The sequence below is a fragment of the Halodesulfovibrio sp. MK-HDV genome (genome assembly GCF_009914765.1).
Taxonomy (GTDB): Bacteria; Desulfobacterota; Desulfovibrionia; order Desulfovibrionales; family Desulfovibrionaceae; genus Halodesulfovibrio.
This window is the reverse complement of the sequence record NZ_WYDS01000005.1, coordinates 1-21,236: the sequence shown is the minus strand read 5'-3', so window position 1 is coordinate 21,236 and position 21,236 is coordinate 1. Positions and strand designations below refer to the sequence as shown.

At 46.7% G+C, this 21,236-nt stretch carries 18 protein-coding genes and 1 pseudogene; 9 read left to right on the top strand and 10 right to left on the bottom strand.

What is annotated here, in order from left to right:
• The first annotated feature begins 201 nt into the window (after nt 1-201).
• The 3 genes from dnaX (at nt 202) to recR (ending at nt 3,264) form a co-directional block, all read left to right on the top strand.
• The gene (gene dnaX / locus MKHDV_RS05025) at nt 202-2,232 is read left to right on the top strand and encodes a DNA polymerase III subunit gamma/tau (protein ID WP_160712893.1); all 2,031 of its coding nucleotides are present in this window, start codon (nt 202-204) and stop codon (nt 2,230-2,232) included.
• A 101-nt stretch (nt 2,233-2,333) separates the two neighbouring features.
• Nucleotides 2,334-2,645, top strand: coding sequence for a YbaB/EbfC family nucleoid-associated protein (locus tag MKHDV_RS05020; RefSeq protein WP_160712891.1), 312 nt, complete (start codon nt 2,334-2,336; stop codon nt 2,643-2,645).
• Between the two features lie 13 nt (nt 2,646-2,658).
• On the top strand, nt 2,659-3,264 hold the full coding sequence (recR, locus tag MKHDV_RS05015) for a recombination mediator RecR (RefSeq protein ID WP_160712889.1): 606 nt from the start codon (nt 2,659-2,661) through the stop codon (nt 3,262-3,264).
• 457 nt (nt 3,265-3,721) lie between these two features.
• Here the strand turns inward: recR and MKHDV_RS05010 are convergent, their stop codons facing one another.
• Complete coding sequence (locus tag MKHDV_RS05010) at nt 3,722-3,994, bottom strand: DUF4911 domain-containing protein (protein ID WP_160712887.1); 273 nt, start codon at nt 3,992-3,994, stop codon at nt 3,722-3,724.
• Between the two features lie 156 nt (nt 3,995-4,150).
• Between MKHDV_RS05010 and MKHDV_RS05005 the strand changes: the two genes are divergently transcribed.
• Together MKHDV_RS05005 and MKHDV_RS05000 are read left to right on the top strand one after the other, a co-directional pair.
• Entirely contained in the window at nt 4,151-5,122 is a 972-nt protein-coding gene (locus MKHDV_RS05005; RefSeq protein WP_160712885.1) for an ABC transporter ATP-binding protein, read from the top strand.
• Nucleotides 5,123-5,219: 97 nt separating this feature from the next.
• Complete coding sequence (locus MKHDV_RS05000; RefSeq protein WP_160712883.1) at nt 5,220-5,735, top strand: hypothetical protein; 516 nt, start codon at nt 5,220-5,222, stop codon at nt 5,733-5,735.
• A 266-nt stretch (nt 5,736-6,001) separates the two neighbouring features.
• Here the strand turns inward: MKHDV_RS05000 and pal are convergent, their stop codons facing one another.
• From pal to tolQ, 6 genes are all read right to left on the bottom strand, one after another.
• The gene (gene pal, locus MKHDV_RS04995) at nt 6,002-6,556 is read right to left on the bottom strand and encodes a peptidoglycan-associated lipoprotein Pal (protein ID WP_160712881.1); all 555 of its coding nucleotides are present in this window, start codon (nt 6,554-6,556) and stop codon (nt 6,002-6,004) included.
• A gap of 208 nt (nt 6,557-6,764) precedes the next feature.
• A complete protein-coding gene (locus tag MKHDV_RS04990; RefSeq protein ID WP_160712879.1) occupies nt 6,765-8,108 on the bottom strand; it encodes a PD40 domain-containing protein in 1,344 nt (447 codons plus the stop codon).
• Nucleotides 8,109-8,133: 25 nt separating this feature from the next.
• Entirely contained in the window at nt 8,134-8,619 is a 486-nt protein-coding gene (locus MKHDV_RS04985; protein WP_160712877.1) for an energy transducer TonB, read from the bottom strand.
• Between the two features lie 192 nt (nt 8,620-8,811).
• Nucleotides 8,812-9,084, bottom strand: a complete 273-nt coding sequence (locus tag MKHDV_RS18595; RefSeq protein ID WP_162859834.1) for a hypothetical protein — start codon at nt 9,082-9,084, stop codon at nt 8,812-8,814.
• Nucleotides 9,085-9,095: 11 nt separating this feature from the next.
• Nucleotides 9,096-9,521 (bottom strand): ExbD/TolR family protein, encoded by a 426-nt coding sequence (locus tag MKHDV_RS04980; protein ID WP_160712875.1) that lies wholly within the window; start codon nt 9,519-9,521, stop codon nt 9,096-9,098.
• A 5-nt stretch (nt 9,522-9,526) separates the two neighbouring features.
• Nucleotides 9,527-10,219, bottom strand: a complete 693-nt coding sequence (tolQ, locus tag MKHDV_RS04975) for a protein TolQ (protein WP_160712873.1) — start codon at nt 10,217-10,219, stop codon at nt 9,527-9,529.
• A gap of 459 nt (nt 10,220-10,678) precedes the next feature.
• On the opposite strand from tolQ, the gene MKHDV_RS04970 reads away from it, so the two are divergent.
• Nucleotides 10,679-12,298, top strand: a complete 1,620-nt coding sequence (locus MKHDV_RS04970) for a TolC family protein (RefSeq protein WP_160712871.1) — start codon at nt 10,679-10,681, stop codon at nt 12,296-12,298.
• Between the two features lie 119 nt (nt 12,299-12,417).
• Here the strand turns inward: MKHDV_RS04970 and MKHDV_RS04965 are convergent, their stop codons facing one another.
• Nucleotides 12,418-14,430 carry a peptidase U32 family protein gene (locus tag MKHDV_RS04965; protein WP_160712869.1) on the bottom strand — a complete coding sequence of 671 codons (2,013 nt, stop codon included), beginning with the start codon at nt 14,428-14,430 and terminating at the stop codon, nt 12,418-12,420.
• Between the two features lie 501 nt (nt 14,431-14,931).
• Here MKHDV_RS04965 and MKHDV_RS04960 point away from each other — a divergent pair.
• Together MKHDV_RS04960 and MKHDV_RS04955 are read left to right on the top strand one after the other, a co-directional pair.
• On the top strand, nt 14,932-15,750 hold the full coding sequence (locus tag MKHDV_RS04960) for a dihydroorotate dehydrogenase electron transfer subunit (protein WP_160712867.1): 819 nt from the start codon (nt 14,932-14,934) through the stop codon (nt 15,748-15,750).
• Between the two features lie 9 nt (nt 15,751-15,759).
• Nucleotides 15,760-16,680 carry a dihydroorotate dehydrogenase gene (locus MKHDV_RS04955; protein ID WP_160712865.1) on the top strand — a complete coding sequence of 307 codons (921 nt, stop codon included), beginning with the start codon at nt 15,760-15,762 and terminating at the stop codon, nt 16,678-16,680.
• A 408-nt stretch (nt 16,681-17,088) separates the two neighbouring features.
• On the opposite strand, the gene MKHDV_RS04950 is transcribed toward MKHDV_RS04955, so the two are convergent.
• On the bottom strand, nt 17,089-18,453 hold the full coding sequence (locus tag MKHDV_RS04950) for a deoxyribodipyrimidine photo-lyase (RefSeq protein ID WP_254060417.1): 1,365 nt from the start codon (nt 18,451-18,453) through the stop codon (nt 17,089-17,091).
• Between the two features lie 313 nt (nt 18,454-18,766).
• On the opposite strand from MKHDV_RS04950, the pseudogene MKHDV_RS04945 reads away from it, so the two are divergent.
• Nucleotides 18,767-20,352: pseudogene (locus tag MKHDV_RS04945) on the top strand (peptide chain release factor 3).
• Between the two features lie 121 nt (nt 20,353-20,473).
• Here the strand turns inward: MKHDV_RS04945 and MKHDV_RS04940 are convergent.
• Nucleotides 20,474-20,869 (bottom strand): MucR family transcriptional regulator, encoded by a 396-nt coding sequence (locus MKHDV_RS04940; RefSeq protein ID WP_160712863.1) that lies wholly within the window; start codon nt 20,867-20,869, stop codon nt 20,474-20,476.
• Nucleotides 20,870-21,236 lie beyond the last annotated feature (367 nt).

The window sequence follows — 21,236 nt, the reverse complement described above, 5'->3', positions numbered from 1 at the left end:
ACAGTGCACTGCCTTGTTTTATCAACTTCTTCGCGAATGCAAAAAATAATGAGTGAAACCGTCTGTACCAAGGGTTCATCTTGCCTTTGCCCTATTTTTTTTTTAGCGTGACTAATTGTAGTTCTTTTTGCGTATTCCTTGTTTTGAATACACAATCCCCGAACACACAAATTCCAAATTTTTGAAATTTGCAGGACCATAATGAGTACAGCAGCATTAACCACAGCCTACAGACCACAACGCTTTGCCGACGTTGCAGGACAAAAAACAGTAAAAGCTGTTCTTTCCCGCGCAGCCAAAGAAGACAAAGTAGCTCCGGCCTATCTTTTTAGCGGCACCCGCGGTGTCGGCAAAACAACCATTGCCCGTATTTTCGCAAAGGCACTTAACTGCAAAAATGCTCCTACAAACGAGCCTTGCAACGAGTGCGAACATTGCAAAAAGATTACACAGGGCATGCATGTAGATGTGGTGGAAATTGACGGTGCTTCCAACCGAGGCATCGATGACGCACGCAGACTGCGTGAATCTATCGGCTATGCAGCAATGGAAGGCCGCTACAAAGTCTTCATTATCGATGAAGCACACATGCTCACCCGTGACGCGTTTAACGCGCTGCTCAAAACTCTTGAGGAGCCGCCAAAGGGCGTTACGTTTATTCTTGCCACCACAGAGTCGCACAAATTCCCCATCACTATCATCAGCCGTTGTCAGCACTACACCTTCAAAATGCTCACCGAGCAGGAACTTGTAGATCATCTGACAAAAATTCTCGGGTTGGAAAAACTCGAATTCGATCCAGCAGCAGTGCGTCTTATCGCACGCCGTGCGGCAGGGTCTGTTCGTGACTCCATGTCCCTACTTGGACAGGTTCTGGCTCTGGGGAATGATCGTCTTGAAGTGGCGGATGTCCGCTCTATTCTTGGTCTTGCAGGACAGGAACTTTTCTTTAGCGTTATGGACGCCATGAAGAATCAGGATGTGATCGCCCTTTCGCAGGTGATTCGTGACATCCTGGAACAAGGCGTTGATATCGGCTTTTTCCTTCGCGAGCTTGGCAACACATGGCGCAACTTGTTTATGCTTAAACAGGCTGGCGCACAGGCGTTACCGCTTCTCAATCTACCAGAGGCTGAAGCACAGAAATGGCTGGAAATGGCACCACAGTTTGCTTTGTCTCACGTGCACGCTTGCTGGCAGTTGACGCTTGAAGGTCAACGCCGCGTACTCACAAGCCTTGAACCTGCAATGGCACTTGAACTGTTGTTGCTGAACCTTGCGTTCCTGCCAAAACTTATTTCAACAGAATCACTTTCTCGTGGAACCGGCACACCTCAGCAGCCAGCAGGACAACGTCCAGCTCCTCAGCAGAGTGCACCACAGGCAGCACAGCAGGAAAATCACCAGGCCAGTCATCAGACCAGTCATCAGGCTACTCCATCGGCTAATCATTCAGCCACCAATCAGGCTAGCCACCAGATGAACCAGCAAGCGCCTCAACAAGCCGCTTCCCATATGCAGCAGACGCAGCAGGAACGCCCACAACAGGCGCAACAACCGCAGGCTGCACCGCAGCAGGCTCAAGCTCCGCAAGCTCCTGCTCAATCAGCACTCCAGCCGCCACACAGGCAACAAGCGCAGCGTCAGCAGCAACCGCCTCATAGACAAGAACCACCGCACAGACAGCAGCAACAGCAGCAGCAGCGTCCACCGGTGCAGAACAACATGCCATCGTCTATGCCGCCAATGGATTCTCCACCTATGGAGCTTCCACCGGAGTATGGCGGGGCTAACAACAGCATGAGCGCGCCTCCGGACATTCCATCTTCCGGTGGAGGAGATGCTTCAAGCAATAATCAGCCGTCCGATCTTACCCGTTGGAGCGAATTCTTAGAGTCCTGCCAAAAGCAGGACGAGACGGGCGGCAAAAGCTTACAATACCTCGCTAAGGCCACTGGCAAACGTTTCGACGACACCCTACAGATTACCGCTGCAGGGCGTACTCAGTATGATATGTTGAACAGCACAGACGTAATTGTGCTACTCACACAACGTGCTAAAGAATGGTACGGTACAACTGCCGTAACGTTGCAGGAACCTGAATCAGAAGTGCGCAGCTACCACGAATTAAAAGAAGACATTGAATCGAATCCAGCAGCACTCCTTCTGAAAGAAGAATTAGGTGCAGAGCTGCTTACGTTCAAACATAAAGACGATCCAAGCCGGAAATAGTATACTGTTACCGGTGAACGGGGCGTGCCCCTATTATTGTGCAAAATATGCAGACCTAGATTTCTGCTTACTTCAAATACTACATTCTCAAGGAGACTACCATGCGTGGAATGAACGATATGCTTCGTCAGGCTCAGGCGCTTCAGAAAAAAATGTCTAAACTTCAGGACGACCTTGCAGACCGCGAAGTATCCGGTACTGCTGGTGGCGGCATGATTACTGTTGTTTGCACTGGCAAACAGGAAATTCGCTCCATTGTTATCGACAAAAACGCTGTAGACCCTGAAGACGTTGAAATGCTGCAGGACCTCGTTCTTGCTGCTGCTAACGACGCACTGCGTAAATCTAAAGAAATGGCTGAGAGTGAAATGGGCGCCCTTACCGGCGGCATGAACATTCCAGGCATGTTCTAAGTCAGGATTACCAGTGCAACAGCTCCCTGAACCGCTTAAAGTTCTAGTTGGACAACTCTCCAAGCTGCCGGGACTCGGTCCCAAATCTGCACAGCGACTTGCTATGACGCTGCTCAAGTGGCCGGAAAAGCAAACCCGCGATCTTGGACAAAATATCCATGACCTGCGAGACAAACTGTATCTCTGTGATCGATGCGGCGCATTGTCAGACACCGACCCATGCGCCATATGCATCAACGTAAACCGCTCGACCGATACCCTGTGTATCGTGCCGGAATGGGATGCAATGCTCGCACTTGAAGAGGGCGGCTTCTACAAAGGGCAGTACTTTATCATCGGCGGACTCATTGCGCCGCTTGAAAACGTTACCCCTGAACAGCTGGAACTGGATAAATTGAAATCACGCCTTCTCGAAGGCTCCATTACCGAGATTATCTTCGCGCTCGGCACCACTATTGAAGCGGAAAACACCGTCTCCTACATCAAGGAGCTTGTAAAACGGGAGTTTCCTGGCATCAGTGTCAGCCGGCTCGCGCAAGGTATTCCCCTCGGATCAGACGTACAGTTTGTGGACAAAGCAACGCTGCGGCAATCGCTTAACTACAGACAAAAGCTGTAGCTTGCTGCCCTGCGGGCTATTGGTCTCCGACGGCGCTTGTCAGCGGAACTTGCCTCCGGCGGCCAAAGAACCTTTCTGTAGAAAGGCTTCTCTGGACTCTCCAAAGACTTTTATCTGCGAGATACGCCCGTTGCTTATGTGACCTCAAGGCTTTGCTCCACTACCTTTCGTAAAATAAAAAAGGCTGTCCTTCATATGAAGGACAGCCTTTTTACTATTCAAGTAAGTGGATTCAAGCCGCGTGAAGAATTAATCAACAAACGGTTATCGCATAATAAAGGTTTCTGGAGATTCTTAAGAACCTCTTGCAAGTTTTAGCCGTTAACGAGTCTTCGAGTTCTACGGATAAAGACAGCAGAGCGAGGTTCTTAAGCCGCCAGAGGCATCTACTGATAAGCACCGCCGGAGGCCTAAACTCACACCCATACATATATATACTAAAAACCAACTGCGGAGCTTACTCCACAGGTCGTTCAAAAACTTCAAATGGAATTGTTTGCTGCATTCCTTTGAGGAACGCGCGCATTTCTCGTTCCTGATGCGGCGAGAAGGTAATCTTAAGCACACAGTCATAGTTATCGACTACGGTTGCATAGCCGAGGTTATCTTGTGCTTCGAGCAGAAAGCGGAACATGCCGATGTATTTCTTTTCAATTTTTGCATACAGCATGCTTGACCAGCTTGGTGCCGGTAAAGGTGGACGTGGTTTTCTATTACGTTTTTTTGCCATGTTTGTTCCTCGGAGGTGGAAAGTGGCTCATTTCAAAAACCTTGTCAATAAAGCGTTCTGGGCACGTTTTCTAATCATCAGTCGTACTGATAGTTTTTTGCTAACTCAGTAACACTTTGTTATTATGAAACCGTTGGACACTAACGTATTGGAGAGATGAGCATTACAACTTTTTTAGAACTTAAAAATGTTACTCGTAAATTTTCCGTAGAACAGCCTTTGTTTTCAGCGGCTCCCAGAGAACTGACGGCTGTTAACGATGTCAGTTTTACCATCGAAAAAGGCACAACTTTAGGACTGGTTGGGGAAAGCGGCTGCGGTAAATCCACGGTGGCAAAAATTGTTGCCCATTTACTTCCGCCATCTTCCGGTGACGTTCTTCTGGAAGGCGAATCCATATGGCACGGAAGCCACAAGACAACCCGTTCCTTACCGCAACGCATCCAGATGATCTTTCAAGATCCTGTATCATCACTGAACCCGCGAAAAAGTATCGGCAAGAGCATTCAGGAAGCATTGGATGTCCATCGAGTCGGCAGCTCTGCTGACCGTAAAAAAGTTGTTACAGAGCTATTGGAACGTGTTGGTATGCGTGCTGAACATTATGCTCGTTACCCGCATGAATTTTCTGGCGGCCAGCGGCAGCGTGTCGCTATTGCCCGTTCGCTAGTTTTAAATCCAGATTTTATTGTCTGCGATGAAGCTGTTTCTGCATTGGATGTTTCGGTACAGGCACAAGTACTGAACCTTTTGACTGAGCTACAGAACGATTTCGGGCTGACATACATGTTCATATCACATGACTTAGCCGTTGTAGGCCATGTGAGCGACGTAATCGCCGTTATGTACCTTGGACGCCTTGTTGAGTTAACAAGCGCTCAGGCGCTGTTTGATAACGCATTACATCCCTACACTCAAATGCTGCTCGAAGCCATTCCGGCACCTGTCCCGAAAAGACGCAGTGCTGGCAGCGTACCGGACGGAGATATTCCAAGTCCATTAACGTTACCTAAGGGATGTCCATTTCATCCACGTTGCAAGCAGGTCATGCCTGTATGTAAAGAAGTAACTCCGCAATGGTTGGAAATTGAGAAAAACCACCATGTATTGTGTCACTTATATACATAGATACTGATTGTGAAAAAAGTCACTTGACGTATGGTCATTCAATGACCATAGTTGTTTGTACCCCGTCATTGGGGAGAAACAGAGAAAGGAGTGCCACATGGCGGTTACAGAATTTTCTAAGGCAGTTAAATCTATCAGCGAAGTTCTTATTTTTGAGAACTGGCTACGTTTCTACTTCATTAGCGAAGAGGAAGACGAAAAGCTCTTCATACGTATCCCTGAAAAAGCAGACATGCGTATCCGCGAGAATTGGCCACATATCCACTCTCTTGCTGATGCACTTAACAACAAAGAAATCACTCCGGAAACCTCCCGCGAAGCAGTTATTGTGCATATCTCTGGAGAGCTTGACGGTAACAGCATGAAAGCAGGCATGGCAGAGCGTGTTTTCAACAGCACTACCTTCCAGTTCGAAATGCATCTGTTCAGCATGTGGGTTGAAGGCCATGAGTCTCAGCTTGATCAGAACTTCCTCGACTTTGGCAACTGGCTTTCCATGTACGCAGAGTGGAAGCTGTCTGACAAAGTAAAAGGCTACATCGAAGAGACTCGCGAAAAGATGAAAGCAACTGAAGCTGCAACAGCAACGGAAACTACTGCTAAAAAGCAATAATCGTTTCTCGTTCAGATATTTTCTCAAGCGCAAAAAAGCCGGCAATGGATTTACTCCTTTGCCGGCTTTTTTGCGTTCTGTCTTCAATGCAAACGCGTTGAGACGCTAGGCACACAGATTCTTTCAAGTACACAAAGCTTGTTGTGCGCTCTTCGATTTTTAGCTGTAACCAACCCATTAAAAAGGGAGAAGCAGCTACAGAGGGCATGAAAAAAGGCGTTTCCCGAAGGAAACGCCTTATACTAATATACTAAATAATAGGTATATTACTTGATGAGTTTGAACTCTGCGCGACGGTTCTTAGCCCAAGCAGCTTCGCTTGAACCCTGAACTGCCCCACGCTCTTCACCGTAAGAAACGATTTCGAGCTGAGTTGCTTGTACACCGAGAACGATCAGGTAATCCTGAACTGCGCGTGCGCGGCGTTCACCAAGTGCAAGGTTGTATTCGGAAGTACCGCGTGAGTCTGTGTGGCCTTCAATAAGAACACGCATCATAGGGTACTTTTTAAGCATCATAGCATTGTGCTTGAGTACTGTGCGGTACTCAGGCTTAATGTCAAATTTATCAAAGTCGAAGAAGATTGGAGCGTCAGCCATTACAACAGCAGCGGCTGTAATTTCTTCTGAGAGCTGTCCTTCCTGAACCTGAGATGTCATAGTCATGGAACCACTATCATTGTAGTTGTCAGCAGGTGCTTCAACAACAGCAGTGGAGCCAGAGGCATTTTCAGGGGTAACAGCTACCTGTTTTTTAGCACAACCGAAGCTCATGGCCATAGCCAGAATGAGCAGCAGTGCAATACCGAATCGTTTCATCATTGCATCCTCCTAAAGTTTGCAAAAAAGGACTCTGGCGATAGAATCGCTTTTATAACAAGCATTTTAAAACCGAATTGAATAGCGCGAATACACTTATATTATGGCAAACCGCCACAATATCTATATTCTTATAAATTCAAAAAACTCCGTCCATTTCTTACACGGTTTCAGGCCGTTGGCAAGTCCGATGACGCTTTGAATGTAAATGTCATCGTCCTGACGCAGCCGGAACCATGCCCCATGAAGGCAGAGTTGCTTCTCCTGAGCCGGTCTGTACAATCCTTGGAGTCCCCCCGTGGCGGGTGGTAAGATATATTTTGTATTCGCCAGTGCGATTGGACGAGAAAGCCACAAAAAAGCCATCGGGACCGAAGTCAGGCATTTCGTCATCTCCCGGTCCGAAGGTAATCTGCTTTTCTTTGCTAGTGACGAGGTCAAGAGCAAAGATTCTGTGGCCTTGCGGTGTCCTACGCGCGAATACTACCAGTTCTCCGTCAGGTGAAATAGACGGGCTGGTGTTGTATTTGCCATTTCGAGTAATACGGGTCTCTTTGCCTGTCGTCAGGTCTTTAAGGAAGATGTGTGGGTTTCCGCGTCTGCTGGAAACAAACACCATCTTCTTCCCTGAGGCATCGAAGTTTGGAGAAACATCGATTGCCCAGTTCTTTACAAGAGTTTTTTCGCGTTTGAAGAGGTGGTTCAAAAGGTATATGTCAGGATTACCACCGGTGGCAAGGCTAACTGCTACTTTATTATCAGGCAGAAAAGCAGGGCCAATAATGGTGTTACCCGGGAATTGAACTTTTTGCACTCGCTGGGTCAATCGGTCCCAAATGCCCATGGAGTGGTATCTTTTACCAATATGACTGAATAGAATGTACCGACCATCAGGAGACCATGTTGGTGACATGGCAAGGCCGGACATATTCGTCAGTCTGTTCAAATCACGACCTGAAGGTCGGACTGTCCAGATATCTTTCTTTTCAGGGCTCGCTTTTTTTACGAAAGCAAGTGTGGAGAGGAAAAATTCGCCACGCCCTGTTAGTTTCTTCATTAAAGCAGAACAAAATCTGTCTGCAACGTTCGGAAGGTTTTCCGGTGTGAGCTCGGAATACGCTTTACCAAGAATCAGCTTGCCCGTGAACACTTCAAATGCACGCAGTTCAACTTTTGGGCGACCACCGTTTGGCACTTCCGGCCATACTTCGGTAACAAGTAAGTCAACATTTGCAAGCTGGTACTTTTTAAAATCAATCACTTTTCCTGTACCACCAGCTACCGTATTGCCACCAAGAATGGTGTTACCCTTCATAAGGTTCATAAACGGCAGGTAGTACAGATTGTTGTTAATAAGCTTAGAAAGAGTCGCAGCACTTTGTACTGTTTGATCACTTTCCTGTGCTTGTGGTGCAATAACTGGCTTGGACTGGATGAGGTTAATGCTATTTTGTCCCGGCCCGTAGATATCAATCTCCAGGGAACGGGCATTCGCGGTTGTTGCTACGGCAAAAGCCATGCACACCAGTAATGTCAGTATATAAATACGCTTCATTTTATTCATCCAGACGTTGTGTCAGTTATTTTTCCTGACTGTTAAAGTTCAGGGTAATTTCCGTAAGGTCAGGACTTGGAGGGGTGGGCAAAGACTCTGTTTCAGAAATTGCCCGCAGTGTGGAAGAATCAAAATCAGGACGGCCAGACGAATTTACGAGCTTGGCGTCTAAGATTTCCCCTACGTTCGAAATCATTATCCGTACCTGTGCAACAAGAATGGTACGCGTGGCAAGCTTTGGGTAGCGCCAATTTGGTCTAATGGCGTCCATAACTGTTAACGCATATAGATCTTCAATGCTGCCTATAACACCATCTTGTGGTGTACCTTCAATACCTTGTTCTGCATTTTTAGCATCTTCTTTTTCTACTGCCTTTTGTAAAGCCGCCAGCTCATTTTCGACATTTCGAACTTTATTCTGATCGTTTTTTTTCACAGTAGCTTTAGTTGATGCCAACGCTTTCCGCAAAAGATCTTCGGGGGTTGGTTTCGGTGGAGTTTTCTTCTTCACTTTTTTTCTTTTTGCGGTTTTTTTCTTTGTGTTAACTTTTTTTTACAGCTTTTTTTCTTTTGCGGCTTCTTCTTTTTTGGTCACCGCTTTTTTTGGGCTGATCTTTCTTTTTGTCGCTAACAGGTTTTGCTTTAGGCTTGGCCTTTACCGGTGCCTTCTGCTTTGTCACTTTCTGCTTAGGAGCCTCTTTTTTTAGGAACTTCCTTTTTCGGGGCTTCCTTCTTTGGAACTTCTTTTTTTAGGAATTTCTTTAGCAGGAGTTTCCTTTTTAGGCTTTGTTTCCTTAACTACAGGCTTTGAATGCTTAGGTAGAGAGGTCTTGGATTTTTTGGCCAGTTGCACAAGTTTAACCTTGTACACAGGCACATCCAGTCGAACCTTAATAGTAGAAACAGGCCAATAAAGGATTGTGACAACAAGCCCTAAATGAAGACATAGGGAGAACAACATACTCAAGGAGCGCATGTTACAAACACCTATTTTTTTGCGGTCGGGGTTTCTGGAGTTTCAGCGAGAACTCCTAAATTATCGATGCCGGCACCTTTAATAATGCCCATCGCATTAACAACTTTCCCATATGCTACATTTGTATCTGCGCGCAGGAAGAGCTGCTTATTTTGTTTTTTTACAAGGCGATCCAGATGTCCCGGAAGATCCTGTTCTGTTACAGCGTAGTCATCAAGCGTCATCTTACCGTTCTTATCGATGGTAAGTATCAAATGATCTTTATCTGATGGCAAAGCGGAAACAGTTTCTGTTTGTGGCAGTTCTACGTCCAGCCCCTGTGTCATGAGTGGTGCTGTCACCATAAAAATGATGAGCAAAACCAGCATAACGTCTACAAAAGGCGTCACGTTGATTTCAGACACAAAGCCTCTTTTATTTCCGATAGATATAGCCATGCGTGCTACCCTTCGCCGGTGGTACGTTTTGGACGCTGTGTGTGTAATTCACGCTGCACACGGTTCAAAAATACACCGGAGAAAGAATTAAGCTGCACTTCAATGTCCTGCAATTTACCAAGGAACATGTTGTAGCCGATGCCAGCAGGAATTGCCACAGCAAGGCCGATAGCTGTTGCTACCAATGCTTCGGAAATACCCGGTGCTACAGCTGCCAATGCTGCTGACTTCATCTGACCGATGGTCTGGAAGGCGTGCATAATACCCCATACAGTACCAAACAGACCGATAAACGGTGCTGAGTTCGCACATGTCGCAAGAAACGGCAATGCGCCGGAAAGAGATGCAGACTGCATAGTCACGCCCTGTTCCAAAGAACGTTGAACGTTGTCTGCAATTACGGTTGAAGAATTTACGTTATCGCGAAGACGTGTATATTCATCCACGCCCTGTTGTGCTACGAAAAAGAGTGGGGAAGAAGCATCAGTGCCTACGGCCTGAACAGCTTCGCGTAGCGATTTAGCATCCTGAAAAGCATTAATGCCTTTGGAGGCACGTTTCTTAGCAGAACTGAGTGTAAGCCACTTATTAAACATAATTGTCCAACTAATGACGGACATAAGTGCAAGCATTCCAAGTACAATTTTTACAACAATTGTCGCTTGCCCGATGAGCATGAAGATGTTGGTATCGCCCATATATTTCTCCGGTTGATGTTACGGATATTTTTATTTTTAGCCTGATGCGTTGTACCCTAAATATCTTGCGGTTTAAAGTTCTTCCATATCCACCTAATATTTTTTAAATTAAATGATAAATGAATGAATTTTTCTGTGAAGGTTCAAGTAGCGTCAGGCGAAAAGGCACCCTGTTTTTCGCTTTTAACCGAAAGTGCCTTGCAGTAGTACGTGATTTTGAGTAGAAACTAGCTTTTCAAACAGTGTTTGAATCCTATAACTACTTAGGAATTATCCTGATCATTCAGTGCTTCTCCTCACACACGGAAGCATACCTGAAACACAACGTTATATTACGTATAGATCAGTGTTTTTATCCCCTTACCCTTGAAACAGCTCTTAAAAATGTTTATTCTTCGTCGAATATTCTTTTATGGTGCTAGCTGCGAGTCTTTGAGACAAACGCAAGGAGACCCGACCATGAGATGCCCCCGTTGGCAACAGCTGCTTTTACTCATAATGCTGAGTATCATTATAGCAGCGCCTGTTTATGCAGAAGAGATGACCTCACAGGAAGACGTTCCACAGGATGTTAAGATTGACCGCGAAGCATCCCCGGCTGAACGCTCTGCTGTGGCTGCTGAAATCAAACAGGCCTCAAACGCAATTAAGCCAGAAGACACTGCTGGCATCCTATTCTCAGGAACTTTTACTCTAAAAAAGGCTGTGCTGAAAGCCCTCGCTGATAACCCGTCCATTGAAGCTGCCCGTAGAGGCGCAACTAGCGCCGAAGAAACAAGAAAAGCTGCCCGTGGTGCTTTTGGCCCAGCTTTGAGCACTGAATACACAGCCTCCTACTCGGATAAAAGTGTATTCAACAACCACAACATATACCAATGGTCTCTGACAGTGTCACAGCCAATTTTTACTGGTTTTAATATTCTTGCTACCTACAACAGCGCTGCCCTTACTGCACAGAGTCAGGAGCTTGCACTTGGACTGTCAGAATTAAACCTTATTTTTCTTGTTCAACAGAACTTTATTAACCTGCTGGCAGCACGTGAAAATGTTGAGTCTGCTAAAGACTCCGTTGAACGTCTTGCTTCTCAGCTAAAAGTTGCACAGGCATTTTACGATGTTGGCCTCAAGCCGCGTATCGACGTTCTGCGTGCTGAAGCACAGCTTTCTGAAGCTGAAGACACCCTCATTTCTGCACAGAATACGGTTGTTATTCAGGAAGCCCGTCTGAACACGCTCCTTAACCTGCCTGTTAATGCACATATTCAATACGAAGGCGAACTTGCATATTTCCCGTTTGAACAGCCACTTGAAGTTAGCCTTGATACCGCTGCTCATTACCGCCCTGACATTCTTATTGCCCGTAAGGCAACTGAGATTTCTCAGGAGCAGGTAACTCTCGCAGCAAGCGACTTTTACCCGCAAATCTTCGCGAATGTGGAATATGTAAAAAATGGTGACGGTTTTGATGTTAACGGATTCGATAGCAACAACAATACGACGGCTCTTTCCAACACTTCAGTCGGTGCAACACTTGAATGGAGCCTCTTCTCCTGGGGTACCACCTACTTTGCAACAACCAGCGCAAAGCAGAACGTACTTTCTGTTAAAGCTACTGAAGCAAACACATGGCAGGAAGCTGCGTTTGAAGTTAAATCTCGCTACTTGAATATTATTACCGCTGCAAAGCGTATTAAAGTAGCAGAAAAAACCGTTGCCGCAGCAGAAGAAGCATACCGTATGGCTGTAGCACGCTATCAGGCACAGGTTGGTACCAACACTGATGTACTTGATGCACAGTCTGATTTATCTTCTGCAGAAGCTTCTCTGATTACCGCTCGCGGTGACTACATGATCTCTGTAGCATCCTTGTACAACGCAACCGGCCGCAAGGTTCCGGGGCTTACAACAAGCAACATAATCAACGAGACAGGTCACGGTCTGCAATCTGATATTGCTAGCGATATCAAAGAAGATGTTGCAGCAGAACGCAAAGATGACACTTCAGCTTTAGACCAGCCTCTTGATACTGACACAGATCGTCAGCTCGAGAATACACTTGAAAAAGAAGCTGATCAGTAACATTAACTTTGGGGCTACTATTAGCTTACCAAAGTATCTCTGACCAAAATAAAAAAAGGCTGTCCTTCATACGAAGGACAGCCTTTTTTTATTCTATTTACGGCATCACGTTACAAATCTTATAACAGATCCAGATCCCAGTTGAACGGGGAAGTACGTTTTGCTTCAGGAACAACAGATGGTGGTTTTTCCATGAGTTTTACAAACATGGTGTAACCAGCCTGAAGAAGCAGCTGCTTGTTCTTTTCGATATCCATAGGCCAGCCCGGGTAAATCCAGGAGTTCTGACCGTAGCGGCGCAGCCAGAAGCATTCGCCTTTTGGAGAATAGAACGGCTCGTTCGGTTTTACGCCTTCAAGAGGGAATCGGGAGATGCCCATTGGCCAGTAACCGTAAAGAACCACGCCAAGCGGCAGACAACTCTGTTTAGGCAGTTCCATAATATCTTCCTGAGCAAGCTCTGGAGAAATGATAGCGCCTTTGAAGCCCATCTTTTTCAATGCTGCAATTGCAGCAGGGTTGGACGGGTTACAGAATGGACCTGCAATAAGATCGATGTTGCGTGCGCCTTCAAAGAAAGCAGCCTGCCACGGGGAGCCGAGTACAAAGTGACGAGCACCCTGACGCAGCGCCATTTTGATCATGGAGCGCCATTTGTTTTCTTCGTTTGGCCAGATCACTGGTGGCAACCACCATGACATACGACCAAAGAGAGTACGTCCAACAGTTTTCAGCGCACGTTCACCAAGCCAGATGCCGTTTGCTGTATCTGTAAATTTACCTGCTTTACCTTCTTTACCATGCGGAAGATGGTCACGCATGAGAATAGTAACTGCGCGTGGGCGTTTGCCTGCTGCAGGATAGGTAAGAGGTGCTTCAATAGCTTCACTCTTTTTGCCTTTACAGCGGGACAGCTTGCCATCCCATTCTTTCAGGAGATTGATCATTTCCTGTTCACGGCGATCAATCAAAAATACAGGAGTGCCGCTTTTCGGACGCTTACCAGCTGGTGCGCGCAGTACAAAAGTACCGTTTTTCGGTATCGGATGCGGAACACGGTCTGTAAAGTGCCACTGCTCATCTTCGTACCCAATACGCAGGTAGTCAGCTTTCAGCAGCTCAAAGCGAGGCTTGAAGAAATATTTAGGGTAAGTGCGTTCGCCCTTTTTAGCCTTTGCAGGCGGCTCAACGGTAATCTTACCAACAAGGCGACCGGAACTTGTCTGTTCGCCCGGATCAACAGGAGAACGACGTTTCTGCGGCAGGAAGGTGCTATGAGTGGAAGGACGACCAAGCGCCTGTTCCAAAATTTGCTCTGCCTGTTTACGCGCTTTCGGATCGTCCGGGTTATCACGAAGCAGTTTGTACGCTGTAGTTACGTAGTACACATAATGAGGGCCCTTTTTACGGCCTTCAATCTTCCATGACTTGAGATTTTCAATAGGAAGAAGTGTTTTTGCCAGAACGTCCAGAGACAAATCCTGACAAGAGAAGAAACGTCCCTTACGAGCTTTCTGCTGGTACACGCGGCGACAAGGCTGAACACAGCGACCGCGAAGACCGGATTTACCGCCCATGTAGCTGGACCAGTAGCAACGTCCGGATACACAGTAGCAAAGCGCACCGTGTACGAACATTTCAAGAGACATGTCTTCAGGACATGCATCACTGCATTGACGTACTTCATCAATATCCAGCTCACGTGGAAGAATGATGCGGTCTACGCCCATTTCCTGTGCAACTTTAAATGCAGCAGGGTGGGTAACGTTCGCCAGTGTAGAAAGGTGCAATTCGCCCTTAAAACCAACCTGTTTTGCCACTTCAACCATGCCTAAATCCTGCATGATAAGTGCGTCCGGCTGTACATCGCGCTGAAGTCTGCCGATAAGGCGTGCAGCGGAATCAGGATCACCCGGCTTAACAAGTGTGTTCATTGCCACGTAGACCTTGCGGTCTTCTTTGTGGGCAAGCTCTACCATCTTAGAAAGCTCGGTAGAGGAGAAGTTATCCGCCGCCATACGGGCAGAAAAATGTTTCAAGCCAAGGTATACCGCGTCAGCACCCGCAGCTATTGCTGCGAGAAACGCGTTTTTATCACCGGCAGGTGCCAAAATTTCAGGTTTATTTTGCATATATATATCTCTTATGGTCCGCCGCACCTAGGTGGTTCAACCAATTGCCGTGCAATTAGTTGAAAAAATTTTGCTGGCGGAAAAAATTTTCGTCGTTGTCTGCGTTGTAGCACATAACCATTGAACTCCCCGTTGGCAACTCTAATACACTACCTTAGGAAACTCTTTTTTAACATTACACAACCCAAAAGACATTTGAACCGGTGTCAAAGCAGCAGTGTGTGCAGAGAATTTCATTTCTACTGCGCTTGTATGCTTAATGAATGTATGAAAAAGTTACAGTAGATATTATTTCTGTGATAGGTTCATGCCGATGGGGCGTTCCGTTAAAAAAAATGGAAACTGTAAACTCGATTTTGCCCCAAAGTATTGATTGCGACTAGAGGAGAAAGAACGTACACGTAAACGGCTCGACGTTCGGGTAATACTTTACTATCAGGATTTGCACGCTTTGGGCAGGTCTAACATGCCTTAAGAAATTGCAATGAGGTTACAGGAATTATGCATCAGGAACAATGCACTACACTTACAGTTCTCGATAATGTTCCCTTTGGAACAGTATCCGGCGAAAGTCTCTTTTTCGCCCTACGCATTGAGCGCCCGGAATGGGCAGATTGGAAGCCAGGCCAATTTGTGATGCTTCGCCCGGAAGGGTGGGCGCTTGATATGATCTGGGCGCGTCCCTTTTCAATTTGTCGCGTGAGCAAACGCGATCTCGTAATTTTCTTTCAGGTTGTAGGACGCGGAACACGCCGTCTTGCAGAACTGAAAACCGGTGACAGGGTTGTGGTCTGGGGACCTTTAGGTACTCCATTCGTTGTAGAGGATAAAACCCCTACACTGCTGCTCGCAGGTGGTATCGGCATTGCGCCGCTTGTTGCCTACGCGCAGAAGCATCCACAACCATGGAACCTGCATATGGAGTTCGGGCACAGAATGCCTTTGAACTGCTACCCGTTTGAATCAATCAATGAACGCATTACAGCAGCAAGCCACCTTGAGCGCGGCCCTGATGATTTAGCACATTTTCTTGATTTGGTTGAAACAAGCGTTAAAGAATACGCAGAAACTGACGGCCTGGTGCTTGCCTGTGGTCCTACTCCGTTCTTACGGGCGGTGCAGACGTTTGCAGCAAAGCATAACGCACGTTGTCAGCTTTCTCTCGAAAACCGTATGGCATGCGGCGTTGGCGCATGTTTGGGTTGTGTAACTAAAACAACAGATAAAATGACTGCCAAAGGTGTTGCAGCCGGTCGCGCGCAAGCATGTGAGCACGGGCCTGTATTCTGGGCAGATCAAATTATCCTCGACGAAGAGTAGGAGGCTACAATGACTATGAACGTAACGCTTCCAGGCTCTACCGATTTACAGTTTAAGAACCCGATTCTCACCGCATCCGGCACTTTCGGATACGGTGTAGAGTTTGCCCCATACGGCGATCTTAAAACACTCGGTGGTATTGTGGTAAAAGGGCTTTCCCTTGAGCCGCGTGCGGGTAACCCGATGCCACGTATTGCAGAAACTCCATGCGGTATGCTCAATGCCGTTGGTCTGCAAAACTCCGGTGTAGAAAATTTCATCACTGAAAAATTGCCGAAGCTTCCAACCGCTGAGCTGCCTGTTATTGCTAACATCTACGCATGTGATCCTGCTGAGTTCGGTGAACTCACCGCAGTGCTCGCAGCTGAAGAAGGCATCGCAGCAATCGAAGTGAACATTTCCTGCCCTAACGTGCAGGAAGGCGGCATTCTCTTCGGACAAGATTCGAAACTGGCAGCACGCGTAACAGAATCTGTTAAAAAAGCTGCCGGTGACAAGCCAGTAATTATCAAGCTGAGCCCGAATGTTACCGACATCACCACCATCGCTAAAGCCGTAGAAGGCGCCGGTGCAGATATTATTTCCTGCATCAACACACTCTCCGGAATGGGCGTGGATATTCGCACCCGCAAGCCGCTTATCGCAAACGTAATCGGCGGTCTTTCAGGGCCTGCAATCAAACCTGTAGCGCTGCGCTGCACGCATCAGGTCTGCAAAGCTGTTTCCATTCCCGTAATCGGTATGGGCGGCATTGCATCAGCAGAAGATGTCCTCGAATTTATCCTCGTAGGCGCGCATGCCGTACAAGTAGGTACCGCAAACTTCCTGCGTCCAGACTTCTCGTTCCGTCTCGTGGATCAGCTCGAACAGCTGATGGCCAAGCTGAACATCACCGATCTGGAAGAATTCAGAGGCTCATTGAAGCTTTAGTTTTTCCGACGGGGGATTAGGATTACCAGCGGGTGGGCCTTCGGCGAACCTGCGGTGCTTGCCTCCGGCGGCTGGGCTGGAAACTTTGCAAGTTTCCCCCCAGACCCCCCTTCAAACTTTTTATTTGCGAGTTTAGCCCGTTACTAACGTAACCTCGCGGCTTATGCTCCATTACCTTTCGTGAAATGAGAAAAGGCTGTCCTTCGTATGAGGGACAGCCTTTTTATTATTCAAGTCAGTACAGCTAAGCCGCGTGAAAAATCTATTAACGGGCGTACTTCGCATAATAAAAGTTTTAGGAAAGGGGTCTGGGGGAGAACCCTTTTCCAAAAGGGTTTCCCCCAGCCGTCGGAGACAAAAGTCTTCCCTCAAAAACGTCGTAGACCCGCCGGAGGCTAAACAAGCAACTTACGGCTTACCAATCTGCTCAACAGCCAGCCTGATCTTTTCAATATACTCATCGACGTTGAATTTCCGTTTGGCACCGTTGTAGTTCATGTACCGAACGGTACCGAAAACTGAACGTTCGCGCCATGCTCTGTCATGTACCCCACCGATGGACCATGCGATGCCGGTGTACCCGTTGGAGTCTACGCCATCGAGTGAATAGGTATCATTGAGATAAATGGCATGATGCATTGCTTCCTCGGGTGAGGTTGTCCATTCCAATATTTTTTTTGCCCAATACATGCGCATGTAGCCGTGCATTTTCCCCAGATACACGAGTTCCTGCTGCGCAGCATTCCAAAGCGGATCGTGGGTTTCTGCCTGTTCCAATTCTTTGAGTGAATAGATGTAGTCGCGCGGGTCGGAACGATGCTTTTCAAGAGTGTTTTGTGCCCACTGCGGGAAAGATTTTGTGGAATCATAAAGCGGGTTGTAGAAACAAAAATTGTCCGCAAGTTCACGACGCACGACTAGCTCTTCCAGAAACACCTCTTTTGCTTCGACGGGAACTTGCGGGTGCTCCAGTGTTTCCAATACGGCACGCTGGGCTGAAAGCATTCCATAGTGCAGGTATGGTGAAAGATTTGAAAGGGCATCTTTTGTCGGATCATTTCTGAGAAGGTAGTTGTGAATTTTTTTGTTCACAAAATGCTGAAGAACATCTTGAGCCGCTTTTTCACCTGACTTGAAATGAGGAACGGCAACAGAATTGTCCTGCCCTGCTTGCGGCGGTTTGAACGCTTCTGAATGCGTGTCACCTTGCCAGACGACTTTGGGAGCTGTGAGTTTTGGAAACGGCGTGAGGAACTGCTCGAGTAAGCGGTGAATTTTGGGACGAATCGTGCGGGCTGCGTATTCTTGCTTTTCTGAAACATGACGAAGGGGGACAATATTTCGCCCGTCAACTTCGGCAATGGCGCATTCTGTATGATTTTGTATAGCATGAAGCCATAACTGCTGAGGCTTTAAAGAGGACTGGTCTGTTACGACCATGTAGGGGGCAAAAGTCGTAATGAGCTCTGCCAACTCTTCGGGGTGCTGTGCATTGGAATTTATGAAGGGAATGCCTAACTGTTCGAGAGATTTTTTGGTTTCCTGAATTCCATCATAAAGAAACTGCTTTTGCCTGTATGAGCCATTTGGGGTGGAACCGGACAGGCAAAAAAGAACAAGCAATGGCAGGTTCTGACTCTCCGCTTCCTGTAAGGCGTAGAGTAACCCCCAATTATCTTGTGCTCTATGTTCGCAGCGCATCCAATAAATAACACTTTGTGCGGCTGGAAATTTAGAAATTTTTCGCACAAGATTCATTCGTTCTATCTGCATAGGTGTCTCCTGCCTCATAAAAGATGTATGAGCAGTTTAGCAGAAGATAGGCATGGTGAAAATGTATGCCGTGTAATTTGCCCAAATGGTACGCATACCGATAGCCCAAGACATTATATATAGAAGAAGTGGAAGCAGCCGTGCCTCTTCTTTCTTGACCAAAGCAGGTTCTTTGTGGAATACGCAGTCATCAACAGTGTAAGATGAAAATTTTACACTTACAATATCAGCACATACAGCAGCGCGGTAAAACGCGCTGTTTTTTGCGAGATCGTACCGTTTTTGTTAGCAAAACGGATACAGAGGAATAACCATGAGTAAAGCTTTAGAACGCGAAGTTAATAAGCGCCGTACATTCGGCATCATCAGTCACCCGGATGCCGGTAAAACCACCCTTACAGAAAAATTGTTGTTGTACGGTGGTGCAATTCAGATGGCGGGTTCAGTAAAGTCCCGTAAAGCGGCACGCCACGCGACCTCTGACTGGATGGCCATGGAACAGGAACGTGGTATTTCTGTTACTTCCTCTGTTATGAAGTTTGAATACAAAGGACATGAAATCAACCTGCTTGATACACCGGGTCACCAGGACTTCTCTGAAGATACCTACCGTGTACTCACTGCGGTTGACTCCGGCTTGCTGGTTATCGACTCCGCAAAAGGTGTAGAAACACAGACTTTGAAACTCATGGACGTTTGCCGCCTGCGTAACACTCCTATCGTTACCTTTGTTAACAAACTTGACCGTGAGGGTCTCGATCCTCTGGATGTTATGGCTGATATTGAAGAGCGCTTGAAAATCGAGTGCGTTCCACTCACATGGCCTATCGGCATGGGTATGGACTTTAAAGGCACATGGAACATCTATAAGAACGAGCTACACTTGTTCAGTTCAGTGCATGAAGGTAAAGCTCAGGATGGTCTCGTTTTCAACGATGTGAACGATCCTCGCCTTGAAAAATACCTTGGTGAATTTGCAGAACAACTCCGTGACGAGCTTGAACTGCTTGAAGGCGCCGGTAACCCGTTTGATAAAGAGCGCTACCTTAACGGTGAGCAGACTCCTGTTTTCTTCGGTTCCGCGATCAACAACTTTGGTGTGCAGGAAATGCTGGATGCTTTTGTTGAACTGGCTCCTGCTCCGAAAAGCCGCCCTTCCACAACACGCGAAGTATCACCGTTTGAAGAAGATTTTTCCGGTGTTGTTTTCAAAATTCAGGCAAACATGGATAAAAACCACCGTGACCGCATCGCATTTATGCGTATCTGTTCCGGTAAATTTACCCGTGGCATGAAAGTAAAACATCACCGTGTCGGCAAAGATTTTACCATCGCGAACGCGACCATCTTTATGGCGCAGGACAGAACCGGTATTGATGAAGCTACGCAGGCGACATTATCGGTATCCACAACCACGGCACTATCAAAATTGGTGATACTTTTACCACCAAAGAAGAGCTGAAATTTGTGGGTATACCGAACTTTTCACCGGAACACTTCCGTCGCGTACAGCTTAGAGACCCTATGAAGCGCAAGCAGTTGCAGAAGGGTCTTGAGCAGCTGGCAGAAGAAGGGGCAGTACAGCTGTTCCGCCCTATTTCCAACAGTGACTACATTCTTGGCGCAGTTGGCATTCTGCAGTTTGACGTAATCGTTCACCGTTTGAAAGAAGAGTATAGCGTAAACGCACTCTACGAACCGTGTATGATTACAACTGCCCGCTGGATTAGCAGCGATGATGAAAAAGCTCTGGCAGACTTTAAAGACTACTACCGCAGCGACCTCGCTATTGATGCTGAGGGATGCCTTGCATATCTGGCTCCAAACCCTTGGAAGCTCGAATCTGCTCAAGAACGTTACCCGAAGATCGTATTCAGTACGACTCGCGAAATTCGCTAAGCTACGAACAAACACTAAAAACCCGCTTTGGAATCAATCCAATGCGGGTTTTTTCTTGCCAGATTTATAGCATGGCCTTGTTGTAGGTATATACAACCTACAGAGTGGGGCAAAAAGTTGTCTACTCGACTTTCTTCTTACGTTTTTCCCACAGGCGCATGTCTTTCATTTTTTTTCTACGCTCACGCTGGAGTGACTTACAAACAAGCGGAATGCCTTTTTTGTAGCCATATTTTTCGCGGTATTCGTGCATAGACAGTTCATGCGAGAGCAAATGTTTGCGGGTAAGAATCTTAAAAGCCTTACCGCATTCAAGGCAGGTAATTGATTTTTCTTTAATGGCTTTCCCAGGCTCCATTATCGGCTCTTGCACCACTTCTTCTTGAGCGCCTTCAGCAATCTGTTTAATACCGAAAGCTAATTTATGCATCATTGAGCCGAGTTCATCTTCGGTCATGGTGCGAACACTCGCCTGTGCTTTTACAATATCTAAAGCCTGCTTCAGATATTCTTCCATTACGTCCTCCTTCCGTTACGCCACATAATTCATTGCAACCTATCCCACACGTATTAAGCATCCTTAAACGAACATCGGCACTGTTCAGACATTAATACTAGCTTCTTAAATTCTTAGCTGAGGCTACGTAGTAAAATATAACATTTCCATTATATTATGTTGGAATAGTATTCTCAATATAAAAAAGGGACTATTCTATTACTTAAAAAAACTGTTGTAATCTTAGAGAGAGTGTTACTTGCGTTCGCAGCTGAGATAGTTTCTTTAATGCGAGTTTTGTATAGTCATTACCATTACCAGTAATTCATACGCTGCGCACTGAATCGTCATATACCTTCTGTTCCATTCCATATTACTTCGACAAGAA

What these genes read in the sequence shown, in the direction of transcription:
- dnaX (WP_160712893.1), top strand. Translation starts at nt 202, where the DNA reads ATGAGTACAGCAGCATTAACCACAGCCTACAGACCACAACGCTTTGCC.
- pal (WP_160712881.1), bottom strand. Translation starts at nt 6,556, where the DNA reads ATGATGAAACGATTCGGTATTGCACTGCTGCTCATTCTGGCTATGGCC.
- MKHDV_RS05000 (WP_160712883.1), top strand. Translation starts at nt 5,220, where the DNA reads ATGGCGGTTACAGAATTTTCTAAGGCAGTTAAATCTATCAGCGAAGTT.
- MKHDV_RS18595 (WP_162859834.1), bottom strand. Translation starts at nt 9,084, where the DNA reads ATGCGCTCCTTGAGTATGTTGTTCTCCCTATGTCTTCATTTAGGGCTT.
- MKHDV_RS04990 (WP_160712879.1), bottom strand. Translation starts at nt 8,108, where the DNA reads ATGAAGCGTATTTATATACTGACATTACTGGTGTGCATGGCTTTTGCC.
- MKHDV_RS04965 (WP_160712869.1), bottom strand. Translation starts at nt 14,430, where the DNA reads ATGCAAAATAAACCTGAAATTTTGGCACCTGCCGGTGATAAAAACGCG.
- MKHDV_RS05010 (WP_160712887.1), bottom strand. Translation starts at nt 3,994, where the DNA reads ATGGCAAAAAAACGTAATAGAAAACCACGTCCACCTTTACCGGCACCA.
- MKHDV_RS05005 (WP_160712885.1), top strand. Translation starts at nt 4,151, where the DNA reads ATGAGCATTACAACTTTTTTAGAACTTAAAAATGTTACTCGTAAATTT.
- tolQ (WP_160712873.1), bottom strand. Translation starts at nt 10,219, where the DNA reads ATGGGCGATACCAACATCTTCATGCTCATCGGGCAAGCGACAATTGTT.
- MKHDV_RS04940 (WP_160712863.1), bottom strand. Translation starts at nt 20,869, where the DNA reads ATGGAAGAATATCTGAAGCAGGCTTTAGATATTGTAAAAGCACAGGCG.
- MKHDV_RS04980 (WP_160712875.1), bottom strand. Translation starts at nt 9,521, where the DNA reads ATGGCTATATCTATCGGAAATAAAAGAGGCTTTGTGTCTGAAATCAAC.
- MKHDV_RS04955 (WP_160712865.1), top strand. Translation starts at nt 15,760, where the DNA reads ATGACTATGAACGTAACGCTTCCAGGCTCTACCGATTTACAGTTTAAG.
- MKHDV_RS04950 (WP_254060417.1), bottom strand. Translation starts at nt 18,453, where the DNA reads ATGCAGATAGAACGAATGAATCTTGTGCGAAAAATTTCTAAATTTCCA.
- MKHDV_RS04970 (WP_160712871.1), top strand. Translation starts at nt 10,679, where the DNA reads ATGAGATGCCCCCGTTGGCAACAGCTGCTTTTACTCATAATGCTGAGT.
- MKHDV_RS05020 (WP_160712891.1), top strand. Translation starts at nt 2,334, where the DNA reads ATGCGTGGAATGAACGATATGCTTCGTCAGGCTCAGGCGCTTCAGAAA.
- MKHDV_RS04960 (WP_160712867.1), top strand. Translation starts at nt 14,932, where the DNA reads ATGCATCAGGAACAATGCACTACACTTACAGTTCTCGATAATGTTCCC.